The 17,868-nt window shown below is 30.6% G+C and carries 14 protein-coding genes; 5 read left to right on the forward strand and 9 right to left on the reverse strand.

The features are described 5' to 3' along the window. Nucleotides 1-16: 16 nt before the first annotated feature. The 3 genes from CLTEP_RS02425 to CLTEP_RS02435 all read right to left on the reverse strand — a co-directional run bounded on the left by CLTEP_RS02425 (nucleotide 17) and on the right by CLTEP_RS02435 (nucleotide 3,699). Nucleotides 17-952, reverse strand: a complete 936-nt coding sequence (locus CLTEP_RS02425; protein WP_066822248.1) for an ABC transporter permease — start codon at nucleotides 950-952, stop codon at nucleotides 17-19. 21 nt (nucleotides 953-973) lie between these two features. Next, nucleotides 974-1,909, reverse strand: coding sequence for an ABC transporter permease (locus CLTEP_RS02430; protein ID WP_066822082.1), 936 nt, complete (start codon nucleotides 1,907-1,909; stop codon nucleotides 974-976). 77 nt (nucleotides 1,910-1,986) lie between these two features. Next, on the reverse strand, nucleotides 1,987-3,699 hold the full coding sequence (locus CLTEP_RS02435) for a peptide ABC transporter substrate-binding protein (RefSeq protein ID WP_066822085.1): 1,713 nt from the start codon (nucleotides 3,697-3,699) through the stop codon (nucleotides 1,987-1,989). A gap of 756 nt (nucleotides 3,700-4,455) precedes the next feature. On the opposite strand from CLTEP_RS02435, the gene CLTEP_RS02440 reads away from it, so the two are divergent. From CLTEP_RS02440 to dapB, 3 genes are all read left to right on the forward strand, one after another. Beyond that, nucleotides 4,456-5,451 carry an aspartate-semialdehyde dehydrogenase gene (locus tag CLTEP_RS02440; RefSeq protein ID WP_066822088.1) on the forward strand — a complete coding sequence of 332 codons (996 nt, stop codon included), beginning with the start codon at nucleotides 4,456-4,458 and terminating at the stop codon, nucleotides 5,449-5,451. A 98-nt stretch (nucleotides 5,452-5,549) separates the two neighbouring features. Continuing rightward, nucleotides 5,550-6,431 (forward strand): 4-hydroxy-tetrahydrodipicolinate synthase, encoded by an 882-nt coding sequence (gene dapA, locus CLTEP_RS02445; RefSeq protein ID WP_066822091.1) that lies wholly within the window; start codon nucleotides 5,550-5,552, stop codon nucleotides 6,429-6,431. 29 nt (nucleotides 6,432-6,460) lie between these two features. Beyond that, on the forward strand, nucleotides 6,461-7,225 hold the full coding sequence (gene dapB, locus CLTEP_RS02450) for a 4-hydroxy-tetrahydrodipicolinate reductase (RefSeq protein WP_066822094.1): 765 nt from the start codon (nucleotides 6,461-6,463) through the stop codon (nucleotides 7,223-7,225). A gap of 251 nt (nucleotides 7,226-7,476) precedes the next feature. On the opposite strand, the gene CLTEP_RS02455 is transcribed toward dapB, so the two are convergent. Continuing rightward, complete coding sequence (locus CLTEP_RS02455; protein ID WP_066822104.1) at nucleotides 7,477-8,622, reverse strand: pyridoxal phosphate-dependent aminotransferase; 1,146 nt, start codon at nucleotides 8,620-8,622, stop codon at nucleotides 7,477-7,479. Nucleotides 8,623-8,795: 173 nt separating this feature from the next. On the opposite strand from CLTEP_RS02455, the gene dapD reads away from it, so the two are divergent. Beyond that, entirely contained in the window at nucleotides 8,796-9,506 is a 711-nt protein-coding gene (gene dapD / locus CLTEP_RS02460; RefSeq protein WP_066822107.1) for a 2,3,4,5-tetrahydropyridine-2,6-dicarboxylate N-acetyltransferase, read from the forward strand. A gap of 47 nt (nucleotides 9,507-9,553) precedes the next feature. Here dapD and CLTEP_RS02465 read toward each other — a convergent pair whose 3' ends face one another. Both CLTEP_RS02465 and pdaB read right to left on the reverse strand, forming a co-directional pair. Beyond that, on the reverse strand, nucleotides 9,554-10,237 hold the full coding sequence (locus tag CLTEP_RS02465; protein WP_066822109.1) for a single-stranded DNA-binding protein: 684 nt from the start codon (nucleotides 10,235-10,237) through the stop codon (nucleotides 9,554-9,556). A 149-nt stretch (nucleotides 10,238-10,386) separates the two neighbouring features. Next, on the reverse strand, nucleotides 10,387-11,163 hold the full coding sequence (pdaB, locus tag CLTEP_RS02470) for a polysaccharide deacetylase family sporulation protein PdaB (protein ID WP_066822111.1): 777 nt from the start codon (nucleotides 11,161-11,163) through the stop codon (nucleotides 10,387-10,389). Between the two features lie 176 nt (nucleotides 11,164-11,339). On the opposite strand from pdaB, the gene CLTEP_RS02475 reads away from it, so the two are divergent. Further along, a complete protein-coding gene (locus CLTEP_RS02475) occupies nucleotides 11,340-11,870 on the forward strand; it encodes a DUF4364 family protein (protein WP_066822114.1) in 531 nt (176 codons plus the stop codon). Nucleotides 11,871-12,092: 222 nt separating this feature from the next. Here the strand turns inward: CLTEP_RS02475 and CLTEP_RS02480 are convergent, their stop codons facing one another. The 3 genes from CLTEP_RS02480 to CLTEP_RS02490 form a co-directional block, all read right to left on the reverse strand. Next, nucleotides 12,093-12,977: a YncE family protein gene (locus tag CLTEP_RS02480; RefSeq protein WP_066822117.1), complete on the reverse strand. Its 885-nt coding sequence runs from the start codon at nucleotides 12,975-12,977 to the stop codon at nucleotides 12,093-12,095. A gap of 103 nt (nucleotides 12,978-13,080) precedes the next feature. Continuing rightward, nucleotides 13,081-14,421: a bifunctional folylpolyglutamate synthase/dihydrofolate synthase gene (locus CLTEP_RS02485; protein WP_066822120.1), complete on the reverse strand. Its 1,341-nt coding sequence runs from the start codon at nucleotides 14,419-14,421 to the stop codon at nucleotides 13,081-13,083. A 447-nt stretch (nucleotides 14,422-14,868) separates the two neighbouring features. Continuing rightward, a complete protein-coding gene (locus CLTEP_RS02490; RefSeq protein WP_066822123.1) occupies nucleotides 14,869-17,517 on the reverse strand; it encodes a valine--tRNA ligase in 2,649 nt (882 codons plus the stop codon). Nucleotides 17,518-17,868: the final 351 nt, after the last annotated feature.

Below are 17,868 nucleotides of genomic sequence, written 5' to 3' on the forward strand. Positions count from 1 at the left end.
GTAATTCTCCTCCCAATTATTGACGTAATTTCGGATCAAGTGCATCTCTCAAACCATCACCCAAAAGCTGGAATGATAGCATAGTCAAACTTATGAATAGAGATGGGAAGAATAATTGTTCTGGATAGAATATTAGATTGGGTTGCGCCGATGCCGCTAAAGAACCCCAACTCGTATTAGGCGATTGAATTCCAAGCCCAATAAAGCTTAAGAAAGCCTCACCAAATATAAAACCAGAAATATCAAAAGTAATAGCAACAATCATTACACCAAGTGTATTAGGCAACAAATGCCTTAATATAATTCTCTTTGGACTAGCTCCTAATGCAGTTGCAGCTAAAACATACTCCTGCTCTTTTATTTGGAGCAACTGCCCTCTAACCAATCTAGCCATATAACACCACCCTGTTATTGTCATTGCTATAATCAGTGGTATTATACCTTTACCAACAATCAAAGATACAAGAATTACCACTATCAAATATGGAATACTGTAAAGTATTTCAACTATTCTCATCATTATATCATCAACTAATCCACCAAAATATCCTGAAATACCACCATACAATGCACCAATAACAGTATCTATAAGTGCACCAGCTAAACCAATTATTATAGAAACCCTACCACCTATCCAAACTCTAGCAAATGTATCTCTTCCCAAATTATCTGTTCCAAACCAATGCTGTGCATTAGGAGGCAAATTTCTTGCATTAGCCGCATTATTTGTAACCTCAAAATCATAATGCGATAAATATGGACCTATAATGGTCATAATTGTAATCAAAGCTAAAAGTATTAAAGAACCCATTGCAATCTTGTTTTGTTTCAATCTTCTCCATGCATCTTGCCAATATGTCATACTAGGTCTTAAAATCTGCTCTGAATCTGCACCTTTATTTCCTACAATTTTAAACTTGTCTTTTGTTATATTAACCTTATTGTTAACCATCTCTGCCATATAACTTACCTCCTATTTCTTCCCGCCTGAGAGTCTTATTCTTGGATCAACTAGTCCATATAAAACATCGACTACAACAAGAGAAACTATAAATAGCGAAGACATAAACACTGTCTGTCCCATTATCATTGTATAATCTCTATCTGAAACCGATGACACAAAATACTGACCTAATCCCGGAATTGAGAATATGCTCTCAATAACGAATGAACCAATAAATATCATAGCTATTTGTGGTCCTAATAAAGTTATAACAGGTAAAATAGCATTTCTAATAACATGTTTCCAAACCAAAGATAACTTGGAAACTCCCTTTGCTTTAGCTGTAAGTATGTAGTCTTGACCTATAACATCTAAACAGTTAGCTCTCATGTATCTAGCGTATGTAGCTATCGAACCAAAGCTCATAGCTATGGATGGCAAAATAGTATGCTTAAATTCACCCCATCCCGTTGTAGGAAGTATCATGAATTTAACTGTAAAAACATATTGTAAAAGCGTTGCAAGTACAAAACTCGGAATCGATATTCCCAATATAGCTATGAACATTACAAGATAATCAGGCCATTTGTTCCTGTAGAATGCAGCAATTATTCCTAGAATTATACCTATCACAAATCCCATTGCAATAGCTTGAATACCAACTCTTCCTGAAACAGGCGCATAAGTCTTTATAGTATGAACAACCGATCTACCTGGATAAGTCAATGATTCTCCTAAATCACCATGCAAAACAAGATTCTTCATGAATTTACCATATTGAACAATAACAGGTTTGTCCAAACCGTATTTAGCATAAAAATTCTTTTGTATCTGTGGTGGTAACTTTCTTGCCATACTAGAAAGCGGATCACCAGGAATTGCATGAATCAACATAAAAGTTATAGTTATTGCAACAAAAAGGGTTAAGAGCATATATGCAAACCTTTTAAGTAAAAATTTAGCCATTTGTTATCCCTCCGTTAAAAACATAAACATCTTATTACAGCAGAGCATAATACTCTGCTGTAATTCAATATTATATGCTATTTTCTACCTTCTGTATAAGCATATTTAACTTCTATAGCTCCGAATAATGGATACATAATATTCTTAGCATATTTTCTTACGAAAGTTTGTCTCTTTCTATAAACTCCTGGAGAAATTACACCATCTTCATATAACAATATGTTTTCTGCTTCCTTAAATGCTTCAGTTCTAACTTCTTTATCTAAAGTTGCAGCCGCTTTTTCAATTAACTTATCATATTTAGGATTTGACCATCCAGTTGGAACAACTTTCGCATTTGTAGTCCACATGTCAAAGAATGTCATAGGATCATTGTAGTCTCCATTCCAAGCCATACTAGCTACTTGATAGTCCATTTCATCTGTTCTCTTAACAAATATTGGCCATTTTACATATTCTACTTTTGCATTAACACCTAACTTCTGTCTGTAATTTTCCTGAGCAAACTCAGCAAATTCTTTACTTCTTGCACTTGTACTACCTTCTAATAAAGTAACATCCATTTTTGCTGGATCTGGATCTGCACCAATTTCTTTTAATCCTTCAATTAATAACTTCTTAGGATCTGGATTTTCTTTTACTAATTTTCTAAGTGGTTCATAGTTAACCTTTGCTCTAAAATCTTCTCCACCTATCTGTAATGAAGGAGGACACCATCCATAAGCTGGTTGAGCTAAATTTCTGAATAATACTTCTGCTCTAGCCTCTCTGTCATCAGCTAAAATAAATGCTTTTCTTATCTTAGCATTTTTAAAATATTTATCCTTTTGATTGAAGAAAACGTAAGTAGTTGATGGATCATATCCTTTTAGCACATTAAACTTACCTGTATCACTAAGCTTTTTAACCCAGTTCGGATCACTAACACCAGTAGCATCGATTCCACCATTATATAATTCACTCATTCTTGAAGCCTCTTGACTTATGATTTTCATTGTTACTTTGTTCAATTTAACAGAATCAGCATCCCAGTAGTTCTTGTTTTTCTCTAAAACAACCTTGCTCTGATGAACCCACTCAGAAATCACGAAAGGTCCACAGAAAACCATTGTATCTTTTTCAGTTCCATATCTTTCACCAGCAGCTTCAATAATATCTTTTCTTTGTGGGTGCATAACTTTGAAGTAAGTTAAATCCATAAAGTATGCACATGGTGATTCTAATGTAAATTTAAGAGTCTTATCATCTACAGCTTCAACTCCAACCTCATCAGCTTTTGCTTTTCCAGCATTGTATGCTTTAGCATTCTTAATTGGATATAATAGGAATGCATATGGCGAACCAGTTTTTGGATTCAATGTCCTCTTAATTCCATACACATAATCATTAGCTGTAACAGTTTTTCCATCAGACCACTTGTAATCTCTCAAATGGAAAGTCCAAACAGTACCATCTTCATTCTTCTCCCATGATTTTGCACCAGCAGGTTTTATTACATCTTTACCATTTTCCTGCTCTATTCTTGTCAAGCCTTCCATAACCTCCGCTAATACCTGTGAAGAATACAAATCAGAAGACTTAGAAGGATCTAATGATTTCGGTTCATTACCTAAAATAATATTAAGATATTGATCCTTATCAATCCCTCCCTTTGCTTGTTCTTTCTGTGTAGTCTCAGTCTTTTTTTCGTTGTCAGAAGTACTCGTTTGAGTCTTTCCACAACCCATTAATGCAGCAGATACTCCTAACGAAACTGTTAAAAGTAATGCCATAATCTTTTTGCCTTTCACTAAAATTCCCCCTTTATTGAGATTTAATTTATGTAAATTTAAAGCAAAAACTTAAACTTAAACTTAATAATTAACAATAATAATCAACAAAGCTTATATCTTAAAAACTTTACTTTTTGCTTCTATAAGACTTCTACTCGCTATAAGCAGAACATTAGAGCTTCTTGGCTCAGCAAAACTAATTTACTGTATAAAATCTTACTGTATAAAATCAAATACCCTACAACATATTACTAGTTTGCTTAGTTAAATCTAAAATTATACCTTCCTGTTACTTAATACTTTAAACACCATTACGCACATTTTTATAATCATATTTTAAATTAACAATAAATTTTAATTCTTTTAAATTTCGTACAACTTTCTTTTGTAAAATTCAAACAATTTACTATACGAACATCATGATATCACACAAAACATTTCTAGTCAAATGATTTTTGTCATATATTGTCCTTTTTCTTGTTCGGATAATTCTGAAAATTATAATTATTTTTTATCAATATTTCATTATTATAATTTTGTATTATTTGTATTTAAATCAATTTATATTGATAATCGTATAATATGGTTAATCATATGATTGCATTAATAATATAGCACAATTCATTTTTTTGAAAATAGCGGTTTTATACATGTTATCATTCATTTTTTTGATTTTTAAAAAATACCTAATAATTATGCAAAAATTAAAAAAACTATATATTTTTTTACCCATGAGATATATAATATAGTATAGAATTTTTTAGGAGGGATTATATGAAATTTAATATAGCTATAGTTGGTGCAACTGGAATGGTTGGAAGACAATTTATAAAAATACTCGAAGAACGCAACTTCCCAATAAATAATCTTTACCTCTATGCTTCAAAAAAATCTGCTGGTAAAAAAATAAATTTCCGAAATAATGATTTCACTATAATAGAACTAACTGAACAAAATATTCAATGTGAAAAAATTGATATAGCATTATTTTCAGCTGGAGGTGACGTTAGTAAAAAATATGCACCTATTTTTGCAGAGACAGGTGCTGTGGTTATAGACAATAGCAGTGCTTGGAGAATGGATCCAGATGTTCCTTTAGTTGTGCCAGAAGTTAACCCAGAAGATATTAAAATGCACAATGGAATTATAGCAAATCCGAACTGTTCAACAATCCAAGCTGTAGTTGCTCTCAAACCTCTACATGATAAATACGGCATTAAAAGAATTGTTTACTCTACTTACCAAGCTGTATCTGGAGCAGGTATGAGTGGTTACAATGATTTATTAGAAGGATATAAAGGGCAGCCACCAAGAAAATTTCCTTATCCAATTGCAGGTAATGTTATTCCTCATATAGATATATTTATGGATAATGGATACACAAAGGAAGAAATGAAGATGATAAATGAAACAAGAAAAATACTGCATTGTGAAGATTTAAAAATTACTGCTACTACTGTAAGAGTACCTGTATACTACGGACACAGTGAAAGTATTAATATTGAATTGAGTTCTTCATTTGAACTATGTGATGTTTTTAATTTATACAAAAGCTCAAAAGGTATAGTCCTAATGGATGATACTAGCAATCTAGTATATCCAATGCCTGTTATTGCCGCTGGCAAAGATGATGTTTTTGTAGGAAGGATTAGAAAAGATTTTAGTTTAGAGAATGGATTAAATATTTGGGTAGTTGCAGATAACATAAGAAAAGGTGCTGCTCTAAATGCTGTCCAAATTGCTGAATTGTTGATAGCAAACTATTTATAATATATTAAATTATAGTGTATTAACATATTACAGATAATACCCTATAATAATGTCTAGAACCAATTTACACAAAAATAATTTATATGGAGTTGATAGATATGAGTATTTTTAAAGGATCTGGTGTTGCTATTGTCACACCTTTTAACGAAAATGGAATTGATTTTAAAAAACTTGAAGAACTTATTGAATGGCATATCAAGGAATGTACAGATGCCATCATAGTTTGTGGAACTACTGGAGAAGCTTCCACAATGACACAACAAGAGAAAAAAGAGACTATAAAATTTGTTGTAGATATAGTAAACAAAAGAATACCTGTAATAGCTGGTACAGGAAGTAATTGTACAGCTTCTGCTATTAGTATGAGTAAATGGGCAGAAAAAATAGGTGTAGATGGCTTGTTAGTAATTACACCTTATTACAACAAAACAACTCAAAAAGGATTAATTGAACACTTTAAAACAATTAGCGATTCTGTAAACACTCCTATAATAATTTATAATGTTCCTTCTAGAACTGGTATTAATATATTGCCCGAAACTCTTGCAGAATTATGCACACTTAAAAACATCGTTGCTGTAAAAGAAGCAAGTGGTAATATAAGTCAAATTGCAAAGATAAAAGCTCTATGCGGTGATAATTTAGCTATATATTCTGGAAATGATGATCAAATTATTCCTGTTTTATCTTTAGGGGGTATAGGTGTTATATCTGTTTTAGCAAATATTATTCCTAATCGTGTTCATGAAATGGTTCATATGTATTTGGATGGGAAACATAAAGAAGCATTACAAATTCAACTTGATTATTTGAATTTAACAAATGCTCTTTTTATTGAAACTAACCCTATTCCAGTTAAAACAGCTATGAATATAATGGATATGAATGTTGGTAATTTAAGATTGCCACTCTGCAATATGGACGATAAAAATAAAGAAATATTGATTTCAGAATTAAAAAAATGTAATCTAATTGAATAATATAACAATTTTAGCAAGGAGAAAAGACTATGATTAGAATAATTTTAAACGGTTGCTTTGGTAAAATGGGGAAAATGGTAACACAAGCTTCTTATAAATTCGAAAATTTAACCATTGTTGCTGGCATTGATGTTAATACCAATACAACTTCGCCTTATCCAGTATTTAACAATATTGATGAATGCAATATTGATGCTGATGTTATACTGGATTTTTCTAGACCTGCTGCACTACCATCACTTGCAAAATACTGCATTAAAAACAATATGCCAATAGTTATATGCACTACTGGATTTGATCTAGAAGGTGAAAACATCATATCAAATTTGAGCAAAAAAGTAGCTGTATTTCGTTCAGCAAATATGTCAGTAGGTATAAATGTAATCAATAACATTTTAAAAAAGATAAGCTCATATTTATATAAAGGATTTGATATAGAAATAATAGAGAAACATCATAATCAAAAAATTGATGCCCCAAGTGGAACGGCATTAATGCTTGCAAACACTATAAAATCATCCATAGAAGAAGAAACTATTTTTTCACACGGTAGAGTAGGTGAATGTAAAAGACATAAAAAAGAAATAGGAATACATGCAATAAGAGGTGGAAATATAGTAGGTGAACACGATATAATATTCGCAGGTCAAGGAGAAATTATTGAGATAAAGCACTCTGCAATATCACGTGAAGTATTTGCCATAGGAGCTCTTGATGCTTGTAAGTTTATACATGGCAAACAAAACGGATTATACAATATGGATAATATTATCGATGAAAACATTTCTCTTTAAACAATACTAGTACAGACTTTCCTAGTAAATATATGTAAGTGTAAAAAATTTTTCTGTAAAACAGAGGCTGTGCAAAAATAAACTAAATAAAAACAAATTCTTTTTGTTGATTTGTGTAATTAAGTAACCTTGCACTAGCACTTACAAAAGTGAAAATACATTGTAGTCATCTAATTTTAAGTTTGACTACAATGTATTTTCTGTACTCATTTATATTTTTATACTAATACTATTATATTATCTGTTTGCTATCAAATCCTTTTTAACCATTCTTCAATTCTCATTATAGCTTCTCTAAGTTCCTCCATACTGTAAGAATATGAAATCCTTATGTATCCCTCACCACCATATCCAAACGCTGAACCAGGAACTACCGCTACTTTTGCTTCTTTAAGCATTCTTTCACAAAACTCATCACTCTTTATACCGAATTTTTTGATAGATGGGAATATATAAAATGCTCCTTTAGGCAGAATAACATCAAATCCTAATCTATTGAGTTCACTATACATGAAATCTCTTCTTTTCATGAATGATTTTTTCATATATTCTACATCACTCAAACAGCTCTTGAGTCCTCTATAAGCTCCCCATTGTGCAATTGAAGGTGCACATGATACATTATACTGGTGAAATTTAATCACATTATCCACTACAGCCTTAGTTCCACAAACATATCCAACCCTTAAGCCCGTCATTGAAAACATCTTAGAAAAGCCACCCACCAAGACAACTTTATGCTTAATATCGTCATATTGTGAAATAGAATAATACTCATCATAACAGAGCGAAGAATACATTTCATCACTTATAACTATTAAATCATTATTTTTAACGATATCATGCAGAATTTCACTATCTTTTTTAGATAATATTGCACCTGTTGGATTACAAGGATATGAAACAACTAAAAGTTTTGGTTTTTCATGTTTGATTAATTTCTGGAGTTCATCATAATTTAATGAAAAATCATCATTTAGCTTATAATTTATAACATTTCCACCTAGCACCTTAATACAATTTTCATACGCTGGATACGCAGGAGTAGGTACTAAAACATTATCCCCTTCATTCAGAAATACTGCAAATACATCCATTATACCTTCACTGCCGCCAACTGTTATACAAATCTCATCACTATAATAGTTAATATGCCTCTTCTTTAAGTAATTTGAAATCTCTGACCTAAGCTCCAAAATTCCCTCATTAGCAGTATACATTGTCTTATTATTTATTATAGCATCACAAATTTCTTTTTTAATTAACTCTGGAACAGCAAAATCCGGCTGACCCAATGTTAATGACACCACTCCATCAACTTTATTGACTTTATTATAAAATTTCCTTATACCTGATATTTCAATATATTGAATTTTCTTCGAAAACAACTCATCCATGCAATCACCATTCCTTACAAATAAAATAATTAATATGCTTATATTTTATATTAATTATTTATTTTAAACAATTAATGTATTAAAATAATATTGTGAAAATATAATTCTACACATAATATTTACAAATTATAAAAACCCACAAATAGTAAAAAAACAGAGAGGATGATATTTTAATGGGATATGATTTAACTAATCCATACGAACTCGCTAAATACATAAAAAATTCAAAGAAGACAACTCCTGTAAAGGTATATGCTGAAGGAAATTTGGATGATTGCGAATTTAACAATATTGAGTATTTTAAAAGCAACAATTTCTATGTATTGTTTGGAGAAAGCGAACATATATGTAACTTTATGGAGCATAACAAAAATAAAATCAAAAAATTCAGATTAGAAATTGATAGAAGAAATTCAGCTATACCTCTTATAGACCTAAAAAAAATAAATGCAAGAATTGAACCAGGTGCAATAATAAGAGATAAAGCAATCATAGGAAATAACGCTGTAATAATGATGGGAGCTATAATAAATATAGGTGCTGAAATAGGCGAAGAAACCATGATAGATATGAATGCAGTAGTTGGTGCACGAGCAAAAATTGGTAAAAAAGTACATTTAGGTGCTGGTGCTGTAATTGCTGGAGTTTTAGAACCACCTAGCAAAGAACCTTGTGTCATAGAAGATGATGTTTTAATAGGTGCAAATGCTGTAATACTTGAAGGCGTTAGGATAGGCAAAGGTTCTGTAATTGCTGCCGGTTCTGTTGTAACATCTGATATTCCTGAAAATGTAGTTGCAGCTGGCACTCCAGCAAAAATAATCAAAAAAGTTGATGAAACAACAAAGAGCAAAACAGAAATTCTTGATGATTTGAGAAAATAATACAAACAACAATTTAGGGGCTATTCTCTTGAATAACCCCTTAAATTCTATGCTTCTCTTTCAAAATCCTCATTATTTATGCTTTCTTCATTTTCTTCATCTTTGTCTTTATCTTCAACAACCTTTTCCATCTTGGAAATTGAAACCTCATAAGCCATTTTTCTCACAACTTCATTTTCACTTATTCTTTTTTGATATTCTCTACTTTGAAGTCTTCCCCATATTCTTATGTTATCCCCAACTTCAAGTGTCCTACAATATCTTGAATTTCTCCCCCATGCAATTGTAGGTATATAGTCCGATTTATTATACGGCCTATTTACTGCTAAAAGCATATCTGCAATTTCTCTACCAAAAGGTGTTTTTCTATAAATTGGTTTCTTACATATGAAGCCATCAAGAAAAATCTGATTTGGATTTTTACTTTTTTCTTCACAATGATAAATATCTCTAGCGAAAACAGTCAATATAAGTCTATTTGCTCCATCAACATACTTATTATAGGATCTAAGTTGACCTTCAATAACAACATAGTCCCCTGCTTTTATATCGATTCCTGTTATAAGTCTCTCTGAAACAGTAACATTTATTAAATCTTTAGAATCGCTAAGTCTTGGTACCTCCAAAACAAAAGTATAAAACCCTTCCCCATACATCTCATGACTAAACTCTAATTCAGAACCTACCTCTCCTTCCAGATAAATACTATTGTTCTTCATTAAATTGTCCATCATAGCCCCTCTTTCCTTTCGTTTTTTATTTTTTATACAATAAATATTATTCAATAATATTTATTTATATAACCATATAACATAAAAATATTTATAAAATATTTCTACTTTTCCATTATAATACAAAGCACCTATCTCTTTCAATATTTTTATTGATTATTTTTTATTTGTTTTCCAGAATGGTCCATATGATAATTGTCTTTATAAATTAATTCCGATACAGTAACAAATTCATATCCTTCACTCTTAAGCTTTTCAAGCACCCTAGGTAAATTTTGAGGTGTAAATTTAGCATCATTATGAAACAATATAATAGAACCAGGTTTTGTTTTTTTAATTACTCTATTGTACTCTAAATCAGCACCTTGTGCCTTCCAGTCTATGCTATCAACATCCCACTGTATGCAATAATGATTAGTGCTTTCAACCGCTTCAACAACTTTATCATTATATGCACCTTCAGGACATCTAAATACTTTTGTCTTTTCACCTGTTATTTTCATTATCTTAGCATCTGTAATTGCAATTTCATTAATTATTTTTTCCTTAGATAGTCTAGTCATATTAGGATGAGTATTTGAATGATTTCCAATTTCATGTCCACGCTTATATATCTCTAATACCTTATCAGGATATTTATCCACCCATCCACCTACCAAAAAGAAAGTAGCTCTAACGTTATATTTATCTAGTGTTTCTAGCAATGATTCTGTTTTGTCACTTCCCCAACTCGCATCAAATGTTATAGCAACTTTTTTCTTATCCGTGTCAACACAATAAATTGGCAATTTCTTTTTAGTTGTAAAAAACACACCTGTTGAATTGTAATTTTTCACTCCCACATATATCCCTGCAACTGCAAATATAAGTATTAAAGCAAGTACTACTCCAATTATTTTTGTTGATTTTTTATATTTGTCCAGCATATCACTCTTTCCTTCCCTTTTTTATTTTAATACCTTAATAAATGTTATTCACAAATTACCATATTTATCACCCCAGGGGTGTAAATTTTACCATGGTAAAATTTACACCCCTGGGGTGGCTTTATTCAAATTTTGTGCTATAATATTATATAGATTTCATATGAGGAGGGATTATGATGAACAGCAATACATTAGAATTAGCCGAAAGTAAACTTCTTATATTATACATTATTGATAAAATAAAACTTCCAATATCAAATATGCAGTTAACTGAAATAATTTTGGAAAACAATTTACTTAATTATTTCACACTTCAAGAATATATTTTTGAACTGGTAAATTCCAATTTCATTGAACCATTAGAAAAAGATAATAAAACTCGACTTTATATTACTAATGACGGTATCAAAATATTAAACATGTTTATGAACAGAATTTCTAAAAACAAAATAGAATTGATAAATAAATATTTAGATAATCACATAGAAAAAATAAAAAAGCAGATAACTATTACTGCTGATTATACAATCGAAAACAAAAATAATTTTTTAGTCAACCTAAAGGCTTGTGAAAATGATTTGACTCTTATAGACTTAAAATTAAGCGTAGCTTCAAACAATCAAGCAAGAGCTCTGTGCAAAAAATGGAAGTCAAATTCTTCAAAATTATATAAGGAAATCATAGACTTACTTATTGATGATATTTAGTATAATATTGGTTTACTGATATTATACTATTATTTTATATTGCTATACTTAGCATATTGCTATACTTAGCATATTACTTATACTTAGCATATTACTATACTTATCAAGTTATAAAATCCGTATTACCATTTAGATTATTGTACTTATTATACGATTTTAAAAATTTCACAAGTGTACAATATGATACCTCACTTGCTAGACGGGAGCGGTACAGTTGGCTTTCTATGCCAATATTATGCCTGTTGGCTCACCTCCTATGTGAATGCTTTCTTTGCTTTCATTTACTGGATTAACCTTTATTAGAAGATTGTTATAATTATCACCAACATATATATAGTCATCATTTTCTATTATCCCTCTTGGCATTCCTCCCACCCTTATCTTTTTTATCTCTTTATATTTGCTTAAGTCTACTATGCTTATTGTACCTTCTCCAAAATTTGATACATAACAGTAATTATCATTGCTAAAAATATCTACTGGTGAATTACCAACAGGTATTCTATTAATTATCTTATAATTTTTTGACGATATTATGCTAATACATCCCCTGCTATCCATTCCAATATTGCTTTCGCATACTATAATATAGTTACCATCTGAAGAAAAAATGGCTTTTGTAGGATATGCTCCTACTTTAATATTTTTTATTATTCGACTGTTTGTACCATCTATTAAAGTAATAGTATCATCTTGCATATTAGAAATTAATATTTTATTGCTACGTTTGTTAATATCTATACTGTGAGGTGAATTTCCACATGGCACTTCTTCTAAAACAGAGCGATTAATCATATCAAAAACAACCATATTATTAAGTTCACCACATATTATATATGCATTATAGTTTAGAGTTTTTATATCATTACAGTGAACACCTATATAGTAACTCTCTATTTTAGAGAAATTATTTATATCAACTATGGAAATTGTGTTTCCATAGCTATTAGCAACTAAAATATTATCCTTATAAAAACAAATTCCGTGTGGTCCTAATCTATTATAATAATCATATCTCAAATTAATTTTATTCTTTTCAATAAATTTTTCAGTATTAACCACAGATATACTATCAGTGGATGTATTGCATACAAATAAAGAGTGCATACTTATTCACCTCCTCATAATATAATATGAGTATTGAATAAATTTGCTAATAAAAAATAAGGACACCCTATGTAAACAGGCTATCCCCATTAATGTTTTGGAATTAGTATTTTACTGAATAGTCATTTTCTTGAATATGCCTTATCAACTTTCTCATATCACCCACCATATATAGCGAACCTGATATTAAAATCATATCTCCAGATTTATAGTAATCTAACGCTTTCTTAAAAGCTAATTCATAATCTTCAATAGCTTCACATTTAGAATTTATCTTTTTAACTTCATCCATTAAATCAACAGCTAATTCTGCTCTATCGCTGTGAGGAGTTACAGCGATAACTTTTTTAGCTAATGGAACAATGGTTTCTATCATTTCTTTTACTTGTTTATCAGCAAGAATACCTAATATCAATATCAAATTATTATAACTAAAATAACTATCAACATTTTCTCTTAATTTTTTAATACCATCTATGTTATGTGCACCATCAATTACAATCAATGGATTATTATTAAGTATTTCAAGTCTTCCTGGCCACTTTACATTTTTGAATGCATTTAGCATAGCCTCTTTATCAATTGTAACTCCATTGTTTATTAATTCTTCCACTGCATATACAGCAGTTGCACAATTTAAAAGCTGGTGTTTACCTAATAAAGACAGTTCTATTTCATACTTATCTAAATCAGTATGAACAACAAACTTTTGAAGTATATTTTTATCTGATTTACAGTCTATTCTTAATGATGAATATGAATATTCAACACTATCTTTATTTACTTTTATTAGTTTGCAATTCCTTAATGAACAAATATCCTCAATTACCTTTTCAGCTTCATATTCTTGCGGATAAAGAATAACAGGAATATTTTCTTTAATAATGCCCCCTTTTTCATATGCTATATCACTAAGTGTATTACCTAAAACATGCATATGGTCAAAGCTGATAGATGTAATAATGCTTATAATAGGTGTTATAACATTAGTTGAATCCAATCTTCCTCCAAGTCCAACCTCAATAACAGCAAAATCAACATTTTCTTTATAAAAATATAATAAACCCATACATGTTAATATTTCAAAATATGTGGGATTCCCTAATCCTTCATCAATTATTTTAGGAACAATATTAGAAATTTCTTCAACTATATCGCTCAATCTATTCTTAGGAATGTTCTCATTATTTATTTGAATTCTTTCTTCAAACTCCTCAACATAAGGTGATGTATACATTCCTACTTTATAACCAGCCTCCATTAAAACTCTTGTAATCATAGCAGTTGTCGAACCTTTTCCATTAGTACCCGCAATATGTATATATTTTGTACTCTTATGTGGATTACCTAATAATTCAAGCATTCTCTCTGTTCTTTCAAGCCCTAATTTAACACCAAATCTCGATGTATTTTCAATATATTTAATCGCTTCATCATAATTCAAATATATCCCCTCCCTCATACAATAATACAATATCTTGTAAATATACTTTAAACAGTAACAAAACCATTCTTTAACAATTAAATTTTAATTTGAATCAAATGTAACGCAAATAACAAGTCAAATGTACGACGTATGTTTTATGCCATACTTACTAGTTATTTTCTGAAAATGCCTAACTCACTGATAGTATACATTAATATTCAAAAAAGTAAAAGGGACTGTCAGGGAAAAAACCTAAATACAATGTATTGTATAGTTTTTTTCCCTACAACCCCTCTAAGGCATTTAAAAGAAAATAACAAGTCAAAGATGCGACGTATATTTTGTGAAATACAAAGAGTTGGGTTCCGCTGATAGTAGGTTCTATCAACGGGTTCCAACGATGAAGTAGTTCGCAAAATAGACTAGCATACTGACTAGTTATTTTTTTGAAAATGCCTAAATATTCTATTTCATAAGATTATTGATTCTTTCCATAACAGACTCATACATTTCTTTATACTTTTCACCTTTTTCTTTTTCTGCATTAACTACATTTTCAGGTGCTTTATTTACAAAATTAGGATTAGAAAGTTTCTTTTCAACTCTTTCGATTTCCTTTTGAAGTTTTTCTTTTTCTTTATTTAATCTTTCTATTTCCTTTTCAACATCTATTAAATCAAGCAAAGGTATATAAATCTCAGCAGATTTTGTTACAGCTGAAACAACATTTTCAGGTGCTTCTTCTTTTGAATTAATAAATTCTACATCGCTTGCAGAAGCTAATTTCTCAAAATAGCTAATACCATTTTTAAATGCTTCATTTCCCTCAATTGCAAAAATGATAATCTTAGCTTTTCTTGAAGGTACAACATTCATCTCTGCCCTAACATTTCTTATAGCCTTAATTGCTTCAATAATTTTGCTCATATTTTCTTCAGCTTCACTATCATGTAAGCTTTCACCATATTCAGGCCATTTTGAAATTGTAATTGATTCATATTCTGTATTCAAATTAGTATATATCTCTTCAGTTATATATGGCATCACAGGGTGTAAAAGCTGAAGACCTGCAATTAACACTCTATTTAATACATTAAATGCAACACCCTTAGCTTCTTCATCATCACTAAAGAATACAGGCTTAACAAGTTCAATGTACCAATCGCAGAACTCATTCCATAAGAAATCATATGTTTTTTGAAGAGCTATACCTATTTCAAATTTTTCAATATTGTCAGTTACCTCTTTTACAACAGTATTCATTCTAGATAATATCCATTTATCAGCAACTGAGTACTTATTACTGTTTTTATATTTTTCCATTAATTCTTCATCTAAATTCATAATAACAAACCTAGATGCATTCCATATCTTATTAGCAAAGTTTCTAGCTGCTTCAACTCTTTCTTCATAGAATCTTATATCATTTCCAGGAGCATTTCCTGTAACTAACATAAATCTTAAAGCATCAGCACCATATTTATCTATTATTTCAAGTGGATCTACACCATTTCCTAGAGATTTTGACATCTTTCTGCCTTGGCTATCTCTAACAATACCATGTATAAGAACATTTTCAAATGGAACTTCTCCCATATTGTGAAGTCCTGAGAAAATCATTCTAGCTACCCAGAAGAATATAATGTCATATCCTGTAACCAATGTACTTGTTGGATAAAAATATTTCAGATCCTCAGTTTCATCTGGCCAGCCTAATGTTGAGAATGGCCACAATGCTGAACTAAACCATGTATCAAGTACATCCTCATCCTGTTTTAGATTGTCACTTCCACATTTTGGGCACTTAGTTGGATCCTCCATAGAAACTATAATATCACCACATTCTTTACAATACCACACAGGAATTCTATGTCCCCACCATAACTGTCTTGAAATACACCAATCCTGTATATTCTCCATCCAGTTAAAATAAATCTTTTCAAATCTTTCAGGTATAAATTTAGTATTTTTATTTTTAACTGCTTCTACAGCTGGTTTTGCTAGCTCTTCCATTTTAACATACCACTGTTTTGAAAGCATTGGTTCAACAGTAGTACCACATCTATCATGTGTTCCAACATTATGAACATGTTTCTTTATCTTAACAAGATAACCCTCTTTCTCTAAGTCTTCAACTATAGCTTTTCTTGCTTCATATCTATCCATTCCAGAATATTTTCCATATCCTTCTGAAATAGTACCATCTTCATTCAACATAACAATTTCCTGAAGATTATGTCTCTTACCTACCTGATAATCATTAGGATCATGAGCAGGAGTGATTTTAACAGCACCTGTTCCAAATTCCATATCAACATAATCATCAGCTACAATTGGGATTTCTCTATTTACTAAAGGGAGAATCAACATCTTTCCTACCAAATGAGAATATCTTTTATCTTTAGGATTTACAGCAACAGCACTATCACCAAGCATTGTTTCCGGCCTTGTTGTAGCAATTTCTAAATATTCATCACTATCCTTTACAGGATATTTAATATGCCAAAAAGCACCTTCCTGTTCTTCATGTTCAATTTCAGCATCTGACAAGGCAGTCATACATTTAGGACACCAATTTGTTATTCTATTTCCCTGATAAATTAGTCCTTCTTCATATAGTTTAACAAAAACCTTTCTTACTGCTTTGCTTAGCTTTTCATCCATTGTGAAACTTTCTCTTGTGAAATCTGCTGAACAACCCATTTTCTTTAACTGAGTTCTTATTCTATTTCTGTATTTATCTGACCATTCCCATACTTTTTCAAGAAAAGCATCTCTTCCTAAATCCTTTTTATCTTTGCCTTCTTTTTCTATTATTTCTTTTTCAACTCTAACTTCTGTTGCAATACTAGCGTGGTCTTCACCAGGTAGCCACAATGCACTGTATCCTTGCATTCTCTTTGTTCTTATTAAAATGTCTTGCAAAGTGTTATCTAGAGCATGCCCTAAATGCAATTGCCCTGTTATATTAGGTGGTGGCATAATTATAGTATATGGTTTCTTTTCGTTATCTACTTTTGGTGTAAAAAATTTCTTTTCTTCCCACCATGCATAAAGTCTTTCTTCAAATTCTTTTGGATCATAGGTTTTAGACAATTCTATTTTCTCTTTCATAAAACTTATCTCCCTTCTTTTTACTATATTAATTTAATTCAATATTTTCATTTTGATTTTTATAATATAAATTTTAGTTTTTCTATAAGAAAAACATCTATTACTAACTCTCTTACTATCTCTCTAGCACTCTAACACTCTGGCAATCTTTTTTGATGTTTGCTTCGCAACACAATATGCTACTATTACATAAGGCATTTGAAAGAAAATAACAAGGCAAAGATGCGACGTATATTTTGTGAAATACAAAGAGTTGGGTTCCGCTGATAGTAAGTCCTATCAACGGGTTCCGACGATGAAGTAGTTCGCAAAATAGACTAGCATACTGACTGGTTATTTTTTTGAAAATGC

The organism is Clostridium tepidiprofundi DSM 19306 (assembly GCF_001594005.1).
Classification (GTDB): domain Bacteria; phylum Bacillota; class Clostridia; order Clostridiales; family Clostridiaceae; genus Clostridium_AC; species Clostridium_AC tepidiprofundi.

Coding starts and splice junctions, on each gene's coding strand:
- CLTEP_RS02490 (WP_066822123.1), bottom strand. CDS start 17,517: ATGAAAGAGAAAATAGAATTGTCTAAAACCTATGATCCAAAAGAATTT.
- CLTEP_RS02455 (WP_066822104.1), bottom strand. CDS start 8,622: ATGGATGAGTTGTTTTCGAAGAAAATTCAATATATTGAAATATCAGGT.
- dapD (WP_066822107.1), top strand. CDS start 8,796: ATGGGATATGATTTAACTAATCCATACGAACTCGCTAAATACATAAAA.
- CLTEP_RS02465 (WP_066822109.1), bottom strand. CDS start 10,237: ATGGACAATTTAATGAAGAACAATAGTATTTATCTGGAAGGAGAGGTA.
- CLTEP_RS02440 (WP_066822088.1), top strand. CDS start 4,456: ATGAAATTTAATATAGCTATAGTTGGTGCAACTGGAATGGTTGGAAGA.
- CLTEP_RS02425 (WP_066822248.1), bottom strand. CDS start 952: ATGGTTAACAATAAGGTTAATATAACAAAAGACAAGTTTAAAATTGTA.
- CLTEP_RS02430 (WP_066822082.1), bottom strand. CDS start 1,909: ATGGCTAAATTTTTACTTAAAAGGTTTGCATATATGCTCTTAACCCTT.
- CLTEP_RS02480 (WP_066822117.1), bottom strand. CDS start 12,977: ATGCACTCTTTATTTGTATGCAATACATCCACTGATAGTATATCTGTG.
- dapA (WP_066822091.1), top strand. CDS start 5,550: ATGAGTATTTTTAAAGGATCTGGTGTTGCTATTGTCACACCTTTTAAC.
- CLTEP_RS02475 (WP_066822114.1), top strand. CDS start 11,340: ATGAACAGCAATACATTAGAATTAGCCGAAAGTAAACTTCTTATATTA.
- dapB (WP_066822094.1), top strand. CDS start 6,461: ATGATTAGAATAATTTTAAACGGTTGCTTTGGTAAAATGGGGAAAATG.
- pdaB (WP_066822111.1), bottom strand. CDS start 11,163: ATGCTGGACAAATATAAAAAATCAACAAAAATAATTGGAGTAGTACTT.